At 44.0% G+C, this 20,057-nt stretch carries 17 protein-coding genes; 2 read left to right on the top strand and 15 right to left on the bottom strand.

All coding sequences use genetic code 11. The annotated features are described in order from the left end of the window. Positions 1–124: 124 nt before the first annotated feature. The 14 genes from I2D69_RS01870 to I2D69_RS01935 form a co-directional block, all read right to left on the bottom strand. Positions 125–1,489, bottom strand: a complete 1,365-nt coding sequence (locus I2D69_RS01870; RefSeq protein ID WP_195379306.1) for a GH1 family beta-glucosidase — start codon at positions 1,487–1,489, stop codon at positions 125–127. 275 nt (positions 1,490–1,764) lie between these two features. Then, complete coding sequence (locus I2D69_RS01875) at positions 1,765–4,284, bottom strand: glycoside hydrolase family 2 protein (RefSeq protein ID WP_195379307.1); 2,520 nt, start codon at positions 4,282–4,284, stop codon at positions 1,765–1,767. A gap of 297 nt (positions 4,285–4,581) precedes the next feature. Next, the gene (locus tag I2D69_RS01880) at positions 4,582–6,390 is read right to left on the bottom strand and encodes an amylosucrase (protein ID WP_173716134.1); all 1,809 of its coding nucleotides are present in this window, start codon (positions 6,388–6,390) and stop codon (positions 4,582–4,584) included. Between the two features lie 73 nt (positions 6,391–6,463). Continuing rightward, positions 6,464–7,957 carry a glycoside hydrolase family 32 protein gene (locus I2D69_RS01885; protein WP_173716090.1) on the bottom strand — a complete coding sequence of 498 codons (1,494 nt, stop codon included), beginning with the start codon at positions 7,955–7,957 and terminating at the stop codon, positions 6,464–6,466. Positions 7,958–8,054: 97 nt separating this feature from the next. Then, complete coding sequence (locus tag I2D69_RS01890; RefSeq protein WP_330382723.1) at positions 8,055–8,918, bottom strand: carbohydrate ABC transporter permease; 864 nt, start codon at positions 8,916–8,918, stop codon at positions 8,055–8,057. Continuing rightward, the gene (locus I2D69_RS01895) at positions 8,915–9,796 is read right to left on the bottom strand and encodes a sugar ABC transporter permease (RefSeq protein ID WP_118581952.1); all 882 of its coding nucleotides are present in this window, start codon (positions 9,794–9,796) and stop codon (positions 8,915–8,917) included. Before I2D69_RS01895 ends, I2D69_RS01890 begins: the two co-directional genes overlap by 4 nt. Before the next feature lie 205 nt (positions 9,797–10,001). Next, a complete protein-coding gene (locus I2D69_RS01900) occupies positions 10,002–11,264 on the bottom strand; it encodes an ABC transporter substrate-binding protein (protein ID WP_173716089.1) in 1,263 nt (420 codons plus the stop codon). A 604-nt stretch (positions 11,265–11,868) separates the two neighbouring features. Further along, positions 11,869–12,855: a LacI family DNA-binding transcriptional regulator gene (locus I2D69_RS01905; RefSeq protein WP_118581958.1), complete on the bottom strand. Its 987-nt coding sequence runs from the start codon at positions 12,853–12,855 to the stop codon at positions 11,869–11,871. 98 nt (positions 12,856–12,953) lie between these two features. Continuing rightward, on the bottom strand, positions 12,954–13,496 hold the full coding sequence (locus tag I2D69_RS01910) for a DUF308 domain-containing protein (protein WP_173716088.1): 543 nt from the start codon (positions 13,494–13,496) through the stop codon (positions 12,954–12,956). Continuing rightward, complete coding sequence (gene ftsH / locus I2D69_RS01915) at positions 13,493–15,325, bottom strand: ATP-dependent zinc metalloprotease FtsH (protein WP_173716087.1); 1,833 nt, start codon at positions 15,323–15,325, stop codon at positions 13,493–13,495. The genes I2D69_RS01910 and ftsH overlap by 4 nt, the downstream gene beginning before the upstream one ends. Before the next feature lie 175 nt (positions 15,326–15,500). Further along, a complete protein-coding gene (locus tag I2D69_RS01920) occupies positions 15,501–15,944 on the bottom strand; it encodes a hypothetical protein (RefSeq protein ID WP_173716086.1) in 444 nt (147 codons plus the stop codon). 435 nt (positions 15,945–16,379) lie between these two features. Further along, on the bottom strand, positions 16,380–16,790 hold the full coding sequence (locus I2D69_RS01925; protein ID WP_173716085.1) for an HI0074 family nucleotidyltransferase substrate-binding subunit: 411 nt from the start codon (positions 16,788–16,790) through the stop codon (positions 16,380–16,382). A 77-nt stretch (positions 16,791–16,867) separates the two neighbouring features. Beyond that, on the bottom strand, positions 16,868–17,401 hold the full coding sequence (locus tag I2D69_RS01930; protein WP_173716084.1) for a TetR family transcriptional regulator: 534 nt from the start codon (positions 17,399–17,401) through the stop codon (positions 16,868–16,870). Positions 17,402–17,610: 209 nt separating this feature from the next. Continuing rightward, complete coding sequence (locus tag I2D69_RS01935) at positions 17,611–18,264, bottom strand: hypothetical protein (RefSeq protein WP_118581976.1); 654 nt, start codon at positions 18,262–18,264, stop codon at positions 17,611–17,613. Positions 18,265–18,511: 247 nt separating this feature from the next. Between I2D69_RS01935 and thiE the strand changes: the two genes are divergently transcribed. Further along, complete coding sequence (gene thiE, locus I2D69_RS01940; protein WP_173716083.1) at positions 18,512–19,201, top strand: thiamine phosphate synthase; 690 nt, start codon at positions 18,512–18,514, stop codon at positions 19,199–19,201. Then, positions 19,195–19,854: an HAD family phosphatase gene (locus I2D69_RS01945; protein ID WP_173716082.1), complete on the top strand. Its 660-nt coding sequence runs from the start codon at positions 19,195–19,197 to the stop codon at positions 19,852–19,854. Before thiE ends, I2D69_RS01945 begins: the two co-directional genes overlap by 7 nt. 6 nt (positions 19,855–19,860) lie before the next feature. Here the strand turns inward: I2D69_RS01945 and I2D69_RS19815 are convergent. Then, positions 19,861–20,057, bottom strand: a 197-nt coding sequence (locus I2D69_RS19815) for a hypothetical protein (protein ID WP_207741790.1), incomplete at its 5' end; no start/stop codon positions are given.

Consider the following 20,057-nt stretch of genomic DNA (forward strand, 5'->3'; position numbering starts at 1 on the left):
CCTCTCAAACACTTAAGGTTTTTAGTTGTTTCTATATACGTTTTCTACTGCTTTTTCAACCAGTAAAAACTGCTGCTATACTTTTCTTTCTGCCCCTCTGATTTGCCATGGTCAACCTCCTGAATTACAGATTTTCTCCGTTTGTTTCGATAATATTTTTGTAGAAATATGCGGAATCCTTCCAGGTCCGCTTCTGTGTATTGTAGTCTGTATAAACAAGTCCGAATCTCTGGGAATATCCGTATACCCACTCGAAATTGTCCATTACGGACCATGCGAAATATCCTGCCAGATCCACACCGTCCTCAGCTGCGCGCTTGTAAGCGCCAAGATAACGAGCCATAAAATCTACACGGGCCTGGTCGTGAACCTTTCCGTCCACACCTACCCAATCATGGGAAGCCATGCCATTCTCTGTGATCATAAACGGCTTCTTATAACGCTCCTGCATAAATTTTGGCGCCCAGTACAGAACCTCCGGAGTTACCGGCCAGCCAATTGCAGTCTGTGGAAAACCATCGTAACGTGCTGCGCGGACTGCTTTTCCATCCTCACCGGCACGAACAGTTACGGCATTGTAAATGTTCTGTCCAAAAAAATCAAGTGGCTGTGAAATCAGCTTCATATCGGCATCTGTTACTTTCGGGAAAAACTGTCCAAATTCTTTCAGAATATCCTCTGGATACTGTCCCAGATAAACCGGATCACAGCAAAGAGCAACGTCCCAGCTGCAGGCTCCGATGGAGTTCTCCGGGAGACTGAAGTTTGCTTTTCTTGCGGCTTCAATATCTTCCGGCTTGTTTGTTTCCGGAACATAAAGGGCTCCACATGGTGCCATACTGATCTTTACAGGCTGTTTGCTGAACTCACGAAGCGCTTCTACTGCACGTCCATGGGCTTTCAGTACGTTGTGCCAGATACGGAAATAATCGGATGGGCCAACCTTCAGGCCTGGTGCATGCTCACCGGTCTGATATCCAAGGCCAACTATGCACTGCGGCTCATTGATGGTGAAGAAATTCTTTACTCTGTCTGAGAAATGCTCTGCCACTACTTTTGCATACTCGTAAAACCAGGATGGAGAATTTGGATTCATCCAGCCGCCCTGTAAATGAAGTGCGTATGGAAGATCCCAGTGATATAAGGTAACAAATGGCTCAATTCCGTTGTCCAGAAGTTCATTGATCAGGTTGTCGTAGTATTTCAGACCTTTTTCATTGACTGTGCCTGTGCCTTCCGGCATGATGCGCGCCCAGGAAAGAGAAAAGCGGTATGCTTTCATGCCCATTTCTTTCATGATCTGAACGTCTTCTTTGTAGCGGTGATACTGGTCGCAGGCTGCATCACCCGTCTGGTTCTCATAAATGTGTCCGCCGTCTTTGCAGAAAATATCCCAGATGTTCAGACCTTTTCCGTCCTCATAAGCTGCGCCTTCTACCTGATAGGAAGCGGTTGCACCGCCCCAGATAAAATCTTTCTTAAATCCCATGGTGTAATTCCTTTCTCTATTATGTAGGGGAGAATTTTTTAAATGCGTGTTTCGATTCTCCTGATTGGTTGATCTATGTATCGTAACATTTTATGTGATCGCTCTATTTTTACTTTTGCTTAATTCTACAAACCTCTGTCTACCAGCAAAAATTACGTATCTGACGTTTTGTTGCGGATTTCGAATATTTGGAGGATTGCGGGAGCAGCGTAGCTGCGTAGCAATCCGGGTATCAAATGAGTGTCAAAAGACCTTTTGACACTCATATCATTTTATTAATGATATGTATGATAAATATCGTAAATCCGAACGCCGTCTCTGGAAATCTTCTGGTTTTCTACCGGCACAAGTGTGACTGCTTCCTTGTCTGTAAATGCAACCACATTCTCGTTCCAGATGGTATCCGCGCTGATTCCCTCCAGCATGCAATACGGAACAAAAGTATCTGTCTGAATGGAAACGCTTCCGTCTGCATTCTCAGTTACCTTAAATGCAGGATCTTTCAGTTCCAGATATTTGACTGGAACAAATGTCTCGAATTCTTTCTTGGAAACCTTCTGTCCGTTCTGTTCATACTCATATTCGACAACAAAGAATACGCTGTCATCACGACCTGCGATCAATTCCTTGTATTCTTTCTCAAACAGGCATTCCGCACTGAGTGCAGGTACTTCTTTGGATACTTCCTGCTCCTCGATCACCTGGAAGTCCAGTGTTTTCACCGCGATTTTCGCTTTTACCGTTACCGGGTCAAGTGTCTCGTTTGAAATCCAGAAGCCTATGTGAGTCTCTTTTTTCTCAATGCTTCCTGCCACATTGTCGCAGAAGCCTTTTGCCATATAATGGAGGGCCTTGTATCTTCCGTAATAGTCCATACTGGACCAGGACGCAACCGGCCAGTTATCATTGAACTGCCAGTAAATACTTCCCATACATCTGCCGCGGTTTCTTCTCCAATGCTCCGTTGCTTCCTTCATGGCGTATCCCTGAAGAATCTGGCTTAGAAAGATCAGGCTTTCCAGGTCTTTCGGATAACGGAAGGTCTCAGATAAATAATATAGAATCTTACCGTTTGCCGCCGGATTTTTCTGATGGCTCTCCATAACTCTGGAGAAAAGGTTGCGGTCTTTCTCCCCGGTAAAGGTCTCTACTGTCTTGATAGATGGAAGAGACTGGAAGCCGAACTCGGAGCAGAAACGGAAATAGTGCTTCATGTACTCACTGAATGGTTTCTGACCATGCCATACATCCCAGTAATGGCAATCGCCGCGGTTCTCATCACATGGATTATCAAAGCTTCCTCCTGATGACGGGGAAGACGGCCAGTAGAATGCATCTGGTGCATTTTCTTTTACCACATCTGCAAGGAGGAATTCGAACTGATACAGGTAGTCTCTCTTAAGAGACGGTGCATGTCCCTGGACATCCTTCCAGTCTGTCCATGCACATTCCAGCTCATTGTTTCCACAGATCAGGCCAAGGCAGGCATGATTGCGGAAACGGAGGATATTGTCTTTTGCTTCAATTGCAATATTCTCTGCAAACTCCGGTGTTACGTCGTAAATGTTGCAGGCGTACATCAGATCTTCCCAAAGGAGAATTCCGTATTCATCGCAGAGATCGTAGAATTCGTCGGACGGGTAATATCCGCCGCCCCATACGCGAAGACAGTTAAAGTTTGCAAATACGCAGGCATTTACATCGCGCTCCAGGATTTCTCTGGTAATTCTTGGGTAGAAGCAGTCATCCGGAATATAATCTGCACCTCGGGCAAAAATCTTTACGCCGTTTACCATGATAGCAAATTCCTGGCCCCACTGGTCATCCTCACGGGATACCGTGACGGTGCGGAGACCGATGCGGTACTCCCTGGTATCAAGAACGGTCTCGCCGGCTTTCAGCTGGATCGTCAGGGTGTATAAAGGCTGTTTGCCGTAGCCGTTTGGCCACCACAAAGCAGGGTTTGTTACGTTTATATCAGAGTCGGTGCCAGTGTAGATGAGAGCACTGGATGGATCACGGAGTTCGTAGAAAAGCTGTAAGCCGCTGACTCCGGGCTGTGCGCTGCCGCCAGATTCTGGCTGTGCTGCAGAATTTCCATTTGACTGCATAGCAGTATTTCCAGCTTTTACAACCTGTCCATCTGCTTTCTCAATTTCACTTCCAATATGAAGTGTCACGGCTCCATCCATATGCTCCTGGCGGATCAGGGATTCGCCCAGTCTTGCAGTATCAAAGCAGCAGAGCTCCACACCGCGGAAAAGTCCCGCATCTGGAAGCTTTGGGCCCCAATCCCAGCCGAACATGGAGTGTGCTTTACGAATGTACTGGCTTCCAGAGGTAGTTCCGGTGTTGGTAAAATGAATCTCTCTTCCTTTCTCCGGCTTGTAAGTCTCAATGAATTTTACCGGGGAGGCGATATGAAGTTCCAGAAGGTTCTCGCCTTCTTTTACCAGCTCTTTCACCTGGTAGACCCAGGTGCGGTGCATATTCTCAGTATGTCCAAGCTTCTTTCCATTTAAAAAGACATCTGCCACAGTATCAATTCCGTAAAAGGTAAGAAGAATCTCCTCACTGGCAATCTCTTCTGCGCTTACAGAAAAAGCGCTTCTGATGTCAAAATCATTTTTCCAGAATTCTGTCCATTTGTACTCATTCATTCCATAATATGGATCCGGAAGAATTCCTTCTTTGCAAAAAGTCTCCATGGCGGAGCCGGGCACATTCATGTCATACCAGGTGTCCTGGCCGCTGATGGATATCTGAAAATTGTCTTTTAAGTCTCGCTTTATCATATGGTTATCCTTTCTTGTCAGCAAGCCGTTCAAAAATATTAAGATATGTAAATATAATTTAACAGTCCTATGAAGCAATGTCAACCATATACCAGTGGAGATTGTTACTGTTTATGATTTACTGTTCACACCGACCAGTAACACGCTTCGCGATGCACAGAAAGACGAACCTTCTTGTGACAAGCACAAGAAGTAGCATTTGCTGCGCAAACTTAATCCTCATGTTTTCTGTGAACTTTGTTCACAAAAAACACCCGGGAGTACAGAGACAATCCTCTGTTCCCGGGTGTTTCTTCATCAGTTAATTTTTTTCAGCCAGAAGAAGCCATATGCAGGCACATTTACACCTGCAGCCTCCATCTCCTGTCCAGTGATCAGATCCTTATAAATTCCATCACGTTCATTAATCCATGCGGTCTTATCATATTCACTGAAGTTAAACAGGCCGTAAATTTTCTCTCCTTCATAATAACGGCCAATGCAGAGAATACTGTTATCCCATGTATCCACAGTCCAGGTATCCGCATTTGTCATAAATGCCTTCTCTGTTTTGCGGATTTTTTCCAGCTGGAGCAGACGTTTGTTCAATTTACCCTCCACAGTTCTGGCGTTGCCGCTCATGGCTGCGCGATCCCAATTCATAGCCCCTCTGTGAATGTATCGGGAATCCGGTGCTTTGTCCGGATCATTTTTGTATGAATAATCATTTACCTGTCCGATTTCATCTCCACTGTAGATCACAGGAATTCCTGACTGCATGAACATATAGGCATGAAGCATAACATCCAGCTGGATTGCTTTTTCCATTGCCGCTTTGTTTTTCTCAAATCCCGCCTTCTCAATACCGCACATGGAAGCGGTGGTTCCGCAGAATCTTGCATCTCCAGTTACCGGATCCTCATTGTAAAGCACTCCGCGGCTGTTGCTCTCCCCTGCAAAGCCCTGGAAATAGTCATTGAGATATTTCTTATGAGAACGTTCTTCAATGCCTTCCTGCTGAAGTGTGGCATAGTCCAGTCCCCAGCCAATATCATCGTGGCAGCGCAGATAATTCAGGAATACGTAATCCTTCGGCAGACCATTTACAATATCAAGCTGTTTTTTCAGAAGACGCACGTCCCTGGTGGCAACGGTATGCCATGTAGTTGCCATTGTAGTTACATTGTAAAGCATATGGCATTCCGGTTTTTCTACAGTTCCAAAGTATGGCACAACCTTTTCAGGCTCCATAACTACTTCTCCAAGAAGAATCACTCCCGGGCATACAATCTCGCTGATCAGGCGCATCATACGCACAATGGTGTGTACCTGCGGAAGATTCCGGCATGGTGTGTTCAGCTCTTTCCAGATATAGGGAACTGCATCAATTCGGATTACATCAATTCCCTTGTTTGCAAGGAAAAGGAAATTATACATCATCTCATTGAAAACCCGAGGATTTCCATAGTTCAGATCCCACTGATAGGGGTAAAAGGTGGTCATTACATAATGCCCGATTTCCGGCAGCCAGGTAAAGTTACCCGGAGCTGTGGTCGGAAATACCTGAGGCACTGTTTTCTCATAGAGGGATGGAATATACGAATTGTCGTAGAAGAAATAACGGCTCATATATTCCCCGTCGCCCTGGCGGGCTTTTTTTGCCCATTCATGGTCTTCCGAAGTATGGTTCATAACAAAATCCATACACAGGCTGATGCCTTTTTTGTGGCAGGCACCGGCAAGTGCCTCCAGATCATCCATCGTTCCCAGATTTTCCTGTACTTTACGGAAATCAGCCACTGCATAACCGCCATCAGAACGGCCTTTCGGCGTATCCAGAAACGGCATCAGATGAATGTAATTTACGTTGTTTTTTTCCAGATAGTCAAGCTTGCTTTCCACACCTTTCATGTTTCCTGCAAAATTGTCTATGTAAAACATCATGCCAAGCATGTCATTTTTCTTATACCAGCCCGGATCTGCTTCACGCTTTTGATCCAGTGCCTTCAATGTGCTGCTTCGTTCTTCATAGAAGCGGTGCAGCTGATCGCATAACTCGAAAAACATGGAATCATTTCCATAAAGCTCCATGTACAGCCAGCGTAATTCATCTGTTTTCTTTGCCATACGATCCTGAAAGATCTTATCTGTTTTCTCTCTTTGCTTCACTTTATATCCTCCTCGTATCTACTGGCAATTCTCAAAACTTCAGCTCGTACTTTGTAACATCCATCTCCACTTTGCCATCTGCAAAGAAGGAAATTCCATCTGCCTCCAGATCTGTATAAATCGTTGCAGTCATCACATGTTCTCCATCATTTACAAAAATCTCAGCACTAAAGCGATCCAGGATCAGCCGAAGCTTAATTTCTCCATTTTCACTATTCACAAGGCTTCTTCTCTGATGGATAATTGCGCGTCTGGAACCGGAGAACTTACGGTCAATTTTCAATACGGATTCATAAGGGCGGAAGCTTACTGCTGTATGGTACGTATCATTCTGGGCAAAACGCACTGCAAACTTCTTATAGATATTCTGCGCATCTGCCGGGCGAAGGGTGATTTCCATATCCACACATCTTCCATCTACGCCATCCAGACGAATTACATCCTCAAAAGCAACATTCTTATATTCTGTCTTATTTGTGCGAAGATTCTCAATTTCCCAAATCGGTTTCTGGATCAGGCGGCCGTCTTTAATGGAAAGCTCTCTCGGAAGGCTCATCTGTCCAAACCATTTCCCCTTCGGAATTCTGTTATTCGCGCATGTGTCCCAGTTCTGCATCCAGCCGATCATAATTCTTCTTCCGTCTGGTGCTTCCACTGTCTGCATTGCATAATAGTCAATACCATAGTCCACTGCCTGGTCTTTTTCCGGGATAAAGGTTTTGGTCTCCTCATCAAATTTACCAATCAGGCAAAGAGTTCCGTCACCATTGTGGTACTCAAAGTCTTTTGGAAGCATATCCTGAGGGCTTACGAGTACTACGTCTTTTCCATCCAGGGTAAAGAAATCCGGGCACTCCCACATTTTTCCGAATCTGCCATCATTAGAAAGCATTACGGATTCAAACTCCCAGTTAAACCCATCCTCACTTCTATACAGAAGAATACGGCCGCCTGTTCCGTCCGCTCTGTCATTTACGATCACGCAGCGGTAAGTGCCATCCTCGCATTTCCACATTTTCGGATCACGGAAATCAAAGGGACTGCTGTTTTCCGGCATGTCTTCTGCCGTAAGAATCGGATTGCGTACATCCTTTTCATAGTCCATTCCATCACCAACTGCAAGGCTTTGTGTCTGTATGTCGCGGACACCTCCATCCGGCTGTGCTTCTTTTCGCACACTGGTGTACATGAAAAGCTGTTTTCCATCTGGAAGCGTAATGGCACTTCCTGAAAAACATCCCACATAATCATATGGCATGTCCGGGGCAATGGCTGCCGGAAGGTATTCCCAGTGAAGAAGGTCATCACTTACCGCATGTCCCCAGTGCATTGGTCCCCACTGGGAATCATATGGATAATACTGGTAAAATAAATGAAATTTGTCTTTGTAATAAGAAAAACCATTGGGGTCATTCATCCATCCAACTTTTGGAGATAAATGAAATTCCGGTCTCTCCAAAGGTGTAATATTCTGAGCCATTGCATCTTCGTATCTTCTGGCATCTCTTAAAGTCTGACTTATCATAATCATATCTCCTGTTGTTATTTATTATTCAAAACACATTTCAAGATAGCACTTATGGAGCCCAAAAATATCACTATCTTTGGACCCCATTTTGGTTTTAGCCTTTTACTGCTCCGGAGGTAACACCTTCAACGATGTAACGCTGCAGGAACAGATACAGAACCAGGATCGGGAGCATAGCCAGAAGGAGGGCGGCCATTACCAGTCCGAGGTCTGTTGAATAAGTACCATAGAATGCCTGTGTTGCAATCGGAAGAGTATACAGTTCTTTACGTCCGAGAACAAGGCTTGGAAGAAGGTAATCATTCCAGAATGCCATTGCATCAATAATCGCAACTGTTGCGATGGTTGGTTTCAGAAGCGGAAATACAATTTTCCAGTATGTCTGCCATCTGGTACATCCATCAATAAATGCTGCTTCTTCCAGTTCCATCGGAACGCTGGTGTGAATTGCACCGTGGAACATGAATGTTGCCATGGAAAGGGAAAATCCCACATGCATAAGGATCAGAGTAATACGGCTGTTCAGTACTCCAAAGATACCACCGTAAAGAGAAACCAGCGGGATCATAAGTACCTGGAACGGAATAACCATAGATGCAATCATCAGGGAAAACAGAATACCGCATGCTTTCCATTTATTACGAACAATTACAAACGCTGTCATTGCAGAAAGCATAATTGTAAGGATCGTAGAAACTGTAGTAATCAAAAGAGAGTTTGTAAAAGATGTTGCAAAGTTCATCTTTTTCATGGCATCTGTAAAGTTAGTCAGAATAAAGCCGTGAGAGCCAACCAGTGCCAGCGGATCTGCCGTGATATCACCTTTTGTCTTAAACGCATTGAAAATTACCATGATAAACGGGAAGATAAATGCCAGAAACAGGATAACCAGCACTGCTATTGTAATAAAATGGCTGACTTTTTTCTTCTGAGCTGCTTTTTTGTTTTCATCCATCATGCTGCCACCTCCCCTTTCTTACCAATGTAAACCTGAGTAACTCCTACGATTGCGCAGACAACAAACAGAATTAATGCCTCTGCCTGGCCGGTACCGTAATTTTTGTAAGTAAATGCCTGATTGTATACGTGCATAGCTGCCATTACAGAAGAGTTAAATGGCTCACCTTTTGTCAGGGAAAGGTTTACATCATATACCATAAAGCATCTTGTGATCGTTAAGAAAAGACACTGTACAAAAGAAGATCTCATAAGTGGGATCGTTACGTTAATGGTTGCCTGTGTCTTGGTGCAGCCGTCGATCTGGGCTGCTTCCATAAGGCTCTTGGATACGCTCATAAATCCGGCTACATAGATCAGCATCATATATCCTGCGTACTGCCACACAGATACGATGATCAGACATGCCATTGCACCGTTGGTGGTTGCCAGCCAGGAGGTGGAAAGAGCACCTACAGAAAGAGATTTTCCAAGTGATACAAATGCACGGTTAAATACGAATTTCCATACATAACCAAGTACGATACCACCGATCAGGTTCGGAACAAAGAAGCCTGCACGGAAGAAGTTCTGACCTTTAATTCCGCTGGTAAGAAGGTATGCAAGGAAAAATGCTACCACGTTTACCAAAATTACAGCGATAACAGAATAAATCAAGGTACGTCCAAGTGCCTGCCAGTAAGCTGCATCCTGGAATGTAGCAATGTAGTTTGCCAGTCCAACAAATGGTTTGTCTTTTGAAACACCGTCCCAGCTTGTAAATGTAAGATATAATCCGTAGATAAATGGAAGGATTACAACTGCACTAAACAGGACAGTGGAAACGCCAGCGAACATCAAGTACTGTTTTACTTTATATTTCATGGTGTTTTGTTCCATAATCACGATCCCCTTTCCCTTTTCTTTTTTGTCTCCACCCTTTTCCCGCTGCCTCCGAAAATCTATAATCCAGTACTTTTCTTTTTGTGAGGGAAAGAGGCCGCACGCCGCATGGCACAGGCGTGCAGCCTCTTGAGGGGTGGCAAATTTCTATAAAACTACAGTATGTTTGTTAAATTAATAAGTTGTTACCAAAGGATAATTCTTAGTGCTCTACAGGAGTTGTGTTCTTCCAGTAGTCTTCAATCTCTGCTGCAAACTCAGCTCTGTCAATCTGTCCTGCGAGATATTTCTGGAAGGTTGCACCACAAATGGAAAGATGATCATCCGGAAGGTAATTGTAGTTATCAATCAGAGAGCCTTCATCTGCATATTTCTTAACAGATTTTCCAAGTGGATCGGATACTTCTTTTTCATTGTTAGAGAATGCAGGTACAAGTGCACATGTCTCAGCAATGAAGCTCTGTCCTTCATCGGAATCAGCAAGCCATGTAAGGAAGTCCTTAGCTGCCTGACGCTGCTCATCACTTGTTGCATCAGAGGAATCGATCATCATGAATTTGGAACCTCCACCAACAAGCTTCTCATTGGATCCGTCATCTGTGTTCTGCGGTACCGGCATCATTCCCATATTCTCTGTATAATCATATGCATTGATTACAGACCAGTCCCAGTTTCCTCCGAACATGAATGCGATCTGTCCTTCAGCAAGCATCATCTCGGTTGTCTCACGCTCTGCAGCGATTGCAGAATCTTTTGCGTAGTTATTCTCCATCATTACATCGAAGAAGTCCATAAGAGAATTGAATTTCTCATTGTTTGCAAGGTCTGCTGTTCCTTCATAAAGAGAGGAAACAAATGCTTCTACATCTGGCTGCTGCTCGTAAACCTCAGCAAGGAAGTGAGCTGCAAGGGACCAGTCCTCTTTCATGATACCGGTAGGTGTTTCCATTCCACCTTCTTTCAGTTTCTCAAGAAGCTCTTTAAAAGAATCAAGTGTCTTGTAATCATCCGGATTGAAGGTCTCGCCTGTGATTGCTTCGATTGCATCTGCATTGTAAATAACACCGCGTGCTTCAAGGCAGGTCGGGAAACCATTGATCTGTCCGTCAACTCCGATTGCGTAATCAGTCTCATTAACCCAGCTCTGATCGCTTAAATCAATTGCATGGTCTGCTGCAAGTGAATAGATATCTTTCGGGTCTACCATAGCGATTGTATATGGATCATTCGCAGAATATCTGGTAGCCAGATGAGCAGATACTGTATCACTATTGTAATAAACCTCTACGCCAACGCCGGTCTCTTCTGCATACTGAGCAGCTAATTCTTCGAACTGGCTCTGAACCTCCATCTTGGAGTTAAAAATTGTGATGTTCACATCGTCTGCCATAACCGGTACAGATACACTTGCCATTGTTGCTGCTGCAGTTGCAACTGCAATTGCCATTGAAATACGTTTTTTCATTTTTGCTTCCTCCTGTTTTTTACGTTCTTGTTCGGACGTTTTCTTTATGGTTGTATGATAGCATTGCGTCTCAAATATGTCAAGCGGTTGTCATATATTTTTGTCCATTTCACATCACTTTGTTACATTTATACTATTTAGCTCTTTATGTTTTGTGCACTTTTACATGCTTTTTTCGTGTCTGTAGTTCATTTATTTTATTTTTCTTGTTTTTTACGAAAATTGCTTCATTTTTTATCACAACCGCATGTCATATTCCTTATGCATCTGATCAATTCCGCGCGAAGCGTTTTTTTGTATAGCAGAAATATTACAGAGTAATTTCCTGCTATACAAAAAATCAGCTGTCATATTGTATTCTGAAATGTTTCAAAAACACCCCAGAATACACAATATGACAACTGACTGGAAAATTTTTCGAAGATAAAAAAATATTAACAATTCAGTAAAGCGGACATTCGCAATCCGCTTCGCTGTTTGCTCATGAACGCAGTCGCTTCGCGATCTGTCAGTGGGAGCTGAAGGCTCCCACTGACAGAAGCATCCCCCCTCACTCGCCGCTTAGTGCTCCGCGCACTTGAAGCGGGGAAATGCTTATCTGCGTTCAAGTCGTCCCTCGCTCAACCAGTGTAACCGGAAATACTGTCTTAGTAGGTACAACTTTCCCCTCATCAATCTGCGCAATAGCTGCTACTGCCAATTCTGCCATCTGTTCCACAGGCTGATGAATTGTCGTAAGTCCCGGACTTGTAAACTGGGCAATATTCACATCATCAAAACCTACGATCTTCAGTTGCTCCGGAACCTTGATTCCCAGATCTGCGCATGCCTGCAGTACATAGGCACCAATAACATCTGAACTGGCAAATACACCGTCCACATCAGGATTATCCACCAGTGCCTGTCTTACATATTCATAATATTCCAGAGAATCAAAAAGACGGTTATCCGTTACCATAACCACATTTTCTTCATTTCGATTCTTACAGATATCACGAAATGCAACCTCGCGGAGATCTCCTGGCATATGAATGTCAACCCCTGCACTTACTCCGCCGATAAACATCAGCTTCCTGCAGCCTTTCTCAATCAGAAGCTCCGTTGCCAGCACACCGCCCTGATAGTTATCACATTCAATCCCGGATGTCCCTTCATCCATAGAACGTTCCAATGTGATCAACGGGAAATCAAGATCTTCAAATTTCTCAGTTTCAAAACTTCCACTGCAAAGAACAACGCCGGTCACTCTTTCGCTCTTGCACATCTCAATACACTGTTCCTCACGTTCTTCTTTATACCTGGAAACAAAAAGCATGATACGATATCCCTGCTTCGCAGCCTCTCGCTCCAAACGGCTTAGTACCTTGGCAAAATAAGGATGTTCAATATTCGGCAAAATAACTCCTATCGTATTACTCTTCTGCTTTGACAGTGCGCGAGCTGTCTCATTAGGCTGATAATTCAGCTCTTTCATCACCTGATATACTTTCTCACGGGTCTTATCACTGATATATCCTCTGTTATTCAGGACTCTGGAAACTGTTCCTACCGTTAGGCCTGAGGCCTTCGCCACATCCTTAAGTGTTGCCATATATGTAAATCTCCTTTATTGCGAGCTGCAGTTTTTTATTTCATCTTGATTTTATCACCTCGTAGTTTCTTGTGTCAACCGGTAAATACATCCTGTTTCTACATCCACCCGGCATCCATGTCACTGCAGGCCATCACCACGCAGTCGATTCCAAGAAGGATCAGATAACCGCCAATAATAAAGCCCGTTGAAAACAACGCTACCCACGGCCAGATGATCATCAGACAACCAAGGATGATTCCAAGGATATTTACAATCAAGGTAAAGTAATAGTAAAATTTTCCTGCCAGACGGACCAGAGGGATGTGGGTCAATCTGGAAACAGAATGAGCGATGAACCAGATTGGGAGAAGCAGGGTCATAATCAGCTCTCCGGCATTTGGGTACATCAGAAGCATTAGTCCGGCAAGGAGACTTAAAATTCCAGTCACCAGAGCAATGGTAGGTCCGAAGCCGATATAGCGCTCTGTTTTTGCATAAAATACAATATCTGAAATTCCGGTGATGACAGCAAGAAAACCATACGCAAAGGTAATTCCGCGGAGCATGCCGCCCGGATTACACAACGTATAAATCCCAAGAAGGATCAGCAGGATTCCCTCAATGAGTTCCAGCCAGCCATAACGTGAACGTCTTCTCATTTTTCCTCACTCTCCTCTTTGTTATTTAAAATTTTCATAAACTCTTCGCCAGTTATCGTTTCTTTTTCATAAAGGAACATAGCCAGTTCATCCAGTTTTTTACGGTTGTCTGTCAGGATCTTTTTGGCTTTTTCATGTTCTCGCTTTACTAATTCTACGACCTTCTCATCGATTTCCTTCTGGGTATCTGCAGAGCAGGAAAGGGATGCATCGCCGCCAAGGTACTGGTTGGAAACGGTTTCCATAGCCACCATGTCGAACTCGTCGGTCATTCCGTAGCGAGTGATCATAGCTCTGGCAATCTTGGTTGCCTGCTCGATATCGTTGGAAGCGCCTGTGGTAATCTCGCCAAACACGATTTCTTCTGCAGCACGTCCGCCAGTGAAGGTTGCAATCTTATTTTCCAGTTCTTTCTTTGTCATCAGATACTTGTCACCAGTTTCTACCTGCATGGTATAGCCGAGTGCACCAGAAGTACGCGGAATAATAGTAATCTTCTGAACAGGAGCGGAATGGTTCTGAAGGGCTGCCACCAGGGCATGTCCGATTTCGTGATAGGAAACCACTTTTTTCTCCTGGTCAGAGAGAACTGCGTTTTTCTTCTGGTAGCCAGCAATTACCACTTCAATGCTCTCTTCCAGGTCTGCTTCTGTAACGATTGTACGTCCGTCACGGACTGCACGAAGTGCTGCTTCGTTTACAATATTTGCCAGCTCGGCTCCGGATGCACCAGATGCCATACGTGCGATAGTGTGGAAATCCACGTCATCGGATGCTTTGATTTTTCTTGCATGAACCTTCAAAATTGCTTCACGTCCTGCAAGATCGGGAAGCTCAACTGGTACGCGGCGGTCGAAACGTCCTGGACGGGTAAGTGCCGGGTCAAGGGATTCCGGGCGGTTGGTAGCTGCCAGAATGATAACCCCATTGTTGCCTTCGAAACCATCCATCTCTGTAAGCAGCTGGTTCAGTGTCTGCTCACGCTCATCGTTGCCCCCTACCTGGCCATCACGTTTTTTACCGATGGCATCGATCTCATCAATGAATACGATACATGGGGCTTTCTCTTTCGCCTGCTTAAAAAGATCACGAACTTTGGAGGCACCCATACCTACAAACATTTCTACGAATTCAGAGCCGGACATGGAAAAGAATGGGACATTCGCTTCTCCGGCAACGGCTTTGGCAAGCATTGTTTTACCGGTACCTGGAGGGCCTACAAGGAGAACGCCTTTCGGCATGGAGGCTCCCACGTCTGTGTATTTCTTTGGGTTATGAAGGTAATCTACAATCTCTGCAAGGTTTTCCTTGGCTTCATCCTCTCCGGCTACATCTGAGAAACGGATTCCTTCACTGGACTGAACGTAAACCTTGGCATTGCTTTTTCCCATGCCAAATGCCATGGAGTTTTTGCCTCCAGCCTGTTCCATCAGCTTCTTCGCCATATAATTTCCAAGAACTATGAAAATGATCAGCGGCAGTAGTCCGGTTACCAGGAAGCTGAGAATCGGGGAGGTCTGCTGGTCGATGTCCTTAGTAAAGGTGGCACCGCACTCATACAGGCGGTCAGTGAGATCCGGGTCATTCATAAGACCGGTTTTGTAAATTTTTTCATTGTTCTTGTCGGTAAAGACGATCTGGTTATCTTCCACTTCTACTTTACCGATGTTTTTGTCATTGATCATGCTCATGAAGGTACCGTAATCGGTTTCTTCTACCTGATGCTCCATCAAGATTGGGGAAACCACCAGATTAAAGACGATCAGCACCAGAAGCACAATGCCGTAATAGTAGATCAACGGCTTTTTTGGGGTTTTTACTTCTTTCATGGTTGTAGTCCTTTCTTATGTAAACTAACTTTGTATTGACTTTTTTGTCAAAGCTTTTCCGCATCATTGCTTTGTCTGACAGACTATTGTCCACTTGCTTACGAAACGGACATGTCACCTATAATCGACTGCCAACAATACAGTATATAAAAAATCAGACACGCCATTATGCCTGTTACTGCTCTTCTGCCTCTTTCTTCTCTTCCAGACGCTGGGCTTCAATAGCCTGCAGCGATACCAGAAGTGCCCGGTTTACTGCCTGCATTGCAAAATCAAGGGCGTATTCTGCGGTGAGGATTTTCTCCTCCGTTCCTGGGAGCACATTTCCAAATATTGGCTCCTTATTTTTCAAATTTATGTTTTCTGCCTCCAGCACTTTTCCAACTGCTGCCTCCACCTGGTCGTAGACGCCTGCCAGCTTCATTACACAGTCTGTCTTGGAATGGCGAAGTCTGTTTTCCAAAGTGATACGGCTTTCCTGACATTCCTGTCGAAGATTCTGGATCTGTTGGTGAAGTCTTTCCGTATCCATACTCTCCGCCAGCTGAATCCGACTGTGGGTCTGTTCCAGTTTTTTATCCAGCTCGTACATTTTTACGGATAAAATTTCATGTGCCATATATGGTTTCCTCCTCTCCTTGCGGATTACGTTATCATTTCTAGTACATCGAAAATTAAGTTTCTGCTATATTGGCGCAGGATGATTTCTTCATATGCAAGGCGGAGGAAGGAGGCGTAGCGGTGGCTACGGCGACCGACGACAACGCAGCAGATGAAAAATCAGACAAGTCAATATGGCAGTTACTTAATATTCGATGTACTAGCCTTCCTCAAACAGGCTCTAGAACATGTTTGAAAAAGGCTTTCTGCAAGATGTGCGTCACAATCACGCTCCGTAATCCTGATAATTTTATTCTAGTACAAGCAAAAGAAAGTGTCGATAGTCAGAAATTTCACCGTGTATAGACAAAACGGGCAAAGTGTAAAAAATACACCTCGCCCGTTTGATCTCTTATTTAGTTTCCTCCATGTATTTGCAGTCGGCCTCTGGATTCTATTCCCAGTCAGTCTCCGCCTCCGTCAATTTCACTTTCAAAACTGCTTCAAGGTCAATAAACGCAGGAATAAAACTGTCACGAATAAACAGGAGCATTTCATCAATCGCATCTTCGTTATATATATAAACAGATGTATTTCTTTTTTTCAGCATAAGCAGCCATACAGCAGAGTCATTTACAAATCCCAATCTGTATCCCAGCTGTAAGATTTCTCTGGGAGAACCCGTCTCCGCGCCAGCTGCGCCATGAAGCTTCAATACTTCCTGTAAAGCTTTCCATGCAAGTTCAAAAGTAAGATTAAATTGTCCAATTACACCTGTTCTGTATATTTCATTATTCTCAGCAAGTTTAAAATCAGCATTTTTCAGCACAGAAAGACAGTTAGAAAAATTATCAAGTTTTTTCATAGATTACAACCCTTTCCGGAAGATCATAGCCCATACTTTGCTGCCTCCATTTCCTGTAAATACAGTCAAACGATATTTTATAGTTCTTCTGGAGCATTCTTTCCCATCATAATCAAATAGACTTCGTGTACGATCATATCCAGATTCTTCGTATCCTCCGGTGTCCAGTCCTGGAAAATACCAAAGATAGCATGGCTGTGGTAACGGAGGATCAACTTCAGTTCCTGGCGGCTGTAGTTCCGGTACAGATTTTCTTCCTCCACAATGCTCTCAAACAACTCGTAGGTTCCTTGCATAAGGGTTTGTTCCAGTTCTTTTCCATAATTACTTTCTATTCCTTTTCGCACTTCGGGTATAGCATTGATGGCAAAAACAAACAGATACTTCAGCGCTGCTTCTGCGCCGCCCTGCTCTTTGCACGCCTCTAGCAGCCGCCTGGTTCCCTGCTTTATGCTCCACTGAATCATATCCGGTATTCCTTCGAAATGGTAGTAAAATGCCTGCCTGGTGATCTGGCACTCTTCCACAATATCCTTTACTGTAAGCTTCTTTACTTTTTTCTCCAGAACCAGCTTACGGGCTGCTTCTGTGATGATTTCTTTCATGTCCATATACTGTGGTTCTCTTTCCTTTATCCGGTGTTGAATCATAAACAGTCTCTAATTCTTATACCTTAATAGCTACATGCAAATCATATTATCGGCAACAACGACTAACTACAGCTCATACAATTTCACAGGTTATATATCTTTAACAATTTTCCTATGACGCTTATACCCACTGCATTTTCCAATAATGCTTATATTCATACTTTGAGTTTCTAATTTGACTCTTCTGAATCTGCAATATTTTCCTCATCTACAGTATCTTGTTTCTCTGGTACCACTGCATCTTCTCGCACCTGCATAGCGGCTCTCTCACGAATGCTCTTCTTCGGGGCGGCCGGTTGAGATTGCTGAGAGGATTTCTTCCTGGCTGGGTCTACTGCAAATTTGCGTTCCGGATCAGCCTTGGCAACTTTGCCTAAACGGGTGGCACCCCAAAGTAAAAACAGCGGAAGCACAATGGCTGTAAAAAGAAGCCCCAGATTCATCAATCCGGTAAAAAACAGAATTACCTGCATGACAATCTCTGTTATAAGAAGCGATATGGCCAGTTTCACAGAAAATCTGCTCTTATCTACTCTGTTGGAATTTCTTACAGATAGAAATCCAACTACAGCTTCCCAGATTCCTACTGCAATAAAACAAATACCAATCCCTTTCAGAAGTCCACTTCCCACTCCGGCATTCTCAAGAAGTTCTACATACTCTGCAGTTCCTTTATCTGCTTCCAGAGCTGTCATAAAGAAATTGATTCCATACATGATCGTGGAGGTAATGGCTGAAAACATCAGGAAAATACCACCAAACATCAGACACATCTTGCCATTCATCGCCTGCCGTGTCACCTTCATCTGCTCAAATTGATCCATAATCAAACCTGCCTCTCTTTTTTGCGAACCGACAAAAACACAATTTTAATATTAGTCTAACATATCACTTTTCGTTTTTCAATGTACAGGTTCCTGTTCGTGTAACAAACATTATGGGTTACGATTCTCGATCTTCGCAGAAACAGGCTCTAGCTTAATAATTACCTTTACTTTCCAGATTCAGCTTTATATAATGTATTAGAGTGTGTTTGACGCACAAGTTACATGTGAAAGGCAGGTTTTACCAATGAACTGCAATAAAAAAGATCTTTTACTTTATGCCGTTACTGACCGCAGCTGGTTAAATGGCAGAACTTTATATGACCAGGTCGAAGAAGCCTTAAAAGGTGGGGCTACCTTCATTCAGCTACGCGAAAAAAATCTGGATACAGATAGTTTTCTCAAAGAAGCTGCGGAAATCAAAGAGTTATGTGCGCGCTATCATGTACCATTCGTGATCAATGACAATGTAGAAATTGCAAAAGAAATCAATGCCGATGGCGTTCATGTAGGGCAGGAGGATATGGCTGCTGGTAATGCCAGAGCCATCCTCGGTTCTGACAAAATCATCGGCGTTTCTGCGCATACAGTTGAAGAGGCTGTTCTTGCTGAAAAAAATGGCGCAGATTATCTGGGAGTAGGTGCCGCATTCCAAACCGGAACCAAAAAAGATGCCGGCAATATCAGCCATGAAACTATAAAACAAATATGTAAGGCTGTAAATATTCCCGTTATTGCCATTGGCGGAATTACACATGACAATGTAATGGAACTGGCTGGAAGCGGTATCTGCGGAATTGCAGTTGTAAGTGCCATCTTTGCAGCTGAAGATATTACAAAAGCAACCAGAGAGCTTAAAGAGCTTACTCTCAAAATGAAAGATTCTACTTGTATTTCCAAAGACAATGCATCTTCCAGGAAAGGAATTTCATGTTAAGGGGTGCCATCTGGGATCTGGATGGTACGATTCTGGATTCTATGTCAGCCTGGGATCATGTAGGCGAAAATTACCTGCGAAACCAGGGAATTGAACCTGAACCGGATCTGGATGAAGCAATCGCCACTATGAGTCTCCACCAGGCAGCTGACTATTTTATTGAGCACTATGATGTAAAACAGACCCGAGATGAATTGATCAAGAGTGCTGTAGCAATTGTAGATGATTTCTACCGCTATGAAGCTCAGCTGAAGCCTCATCTGAAAGAATTTCTGGCTCAGCTTCATGAGACCGGAGTCAAAATGTGTATTGCCACTGCTACAGAGCGCTCCCTCGTGGAAGCTGCCCTGGCACGTTGCAGAGTGCTTGACTATTTCAGCGAAATCTTTACCTGCTCCTCTGTGGGTGCCGGAAAGGACGAACCAACCATTTATCGGGAAGCCTTGAACTTTCTTGGCACTGACCGAACCAATACCATGGTCTTTGAAGATTCTCTTCATGCCCTTACTACAGCTAAGAAAGATGGCTTCTATACCACTGCTGTGTACGACTCTCATGAAGAAAATCAAGAGGAAATACAGCGTCTGGCAAACTGTCGGATTCATGATTACGGTGAGTCGGAAGAGTTTATTAATTTTACAAAAAATCTATAGAACTTTTTATTTGTCGGGAAGCTTAATTGCTTCCCGATATTCTTTATTCAACCAAGTATCTACTACATTGACGCAGGATGATTTCTTCATATGCAAGGCGGAGGAAGGAGGCGTAGCGGTGGCTACGGCGACCGACGACAACGCAGCAGATGAAAAATCAGACAAGTCAATATGGCAGTTACTTAATATTCGATGTACTAGCT

The sequence above is a fragment of the Ruminococcus sp. D54t1_190329_F1 genome (assembly GCF_015551645.1).
Lineage (GTDB): Bacteria > Bacillota > Clostridia > Lachnospirales > Lachnospiraceae > Blautia_A > Blautia_A faecis.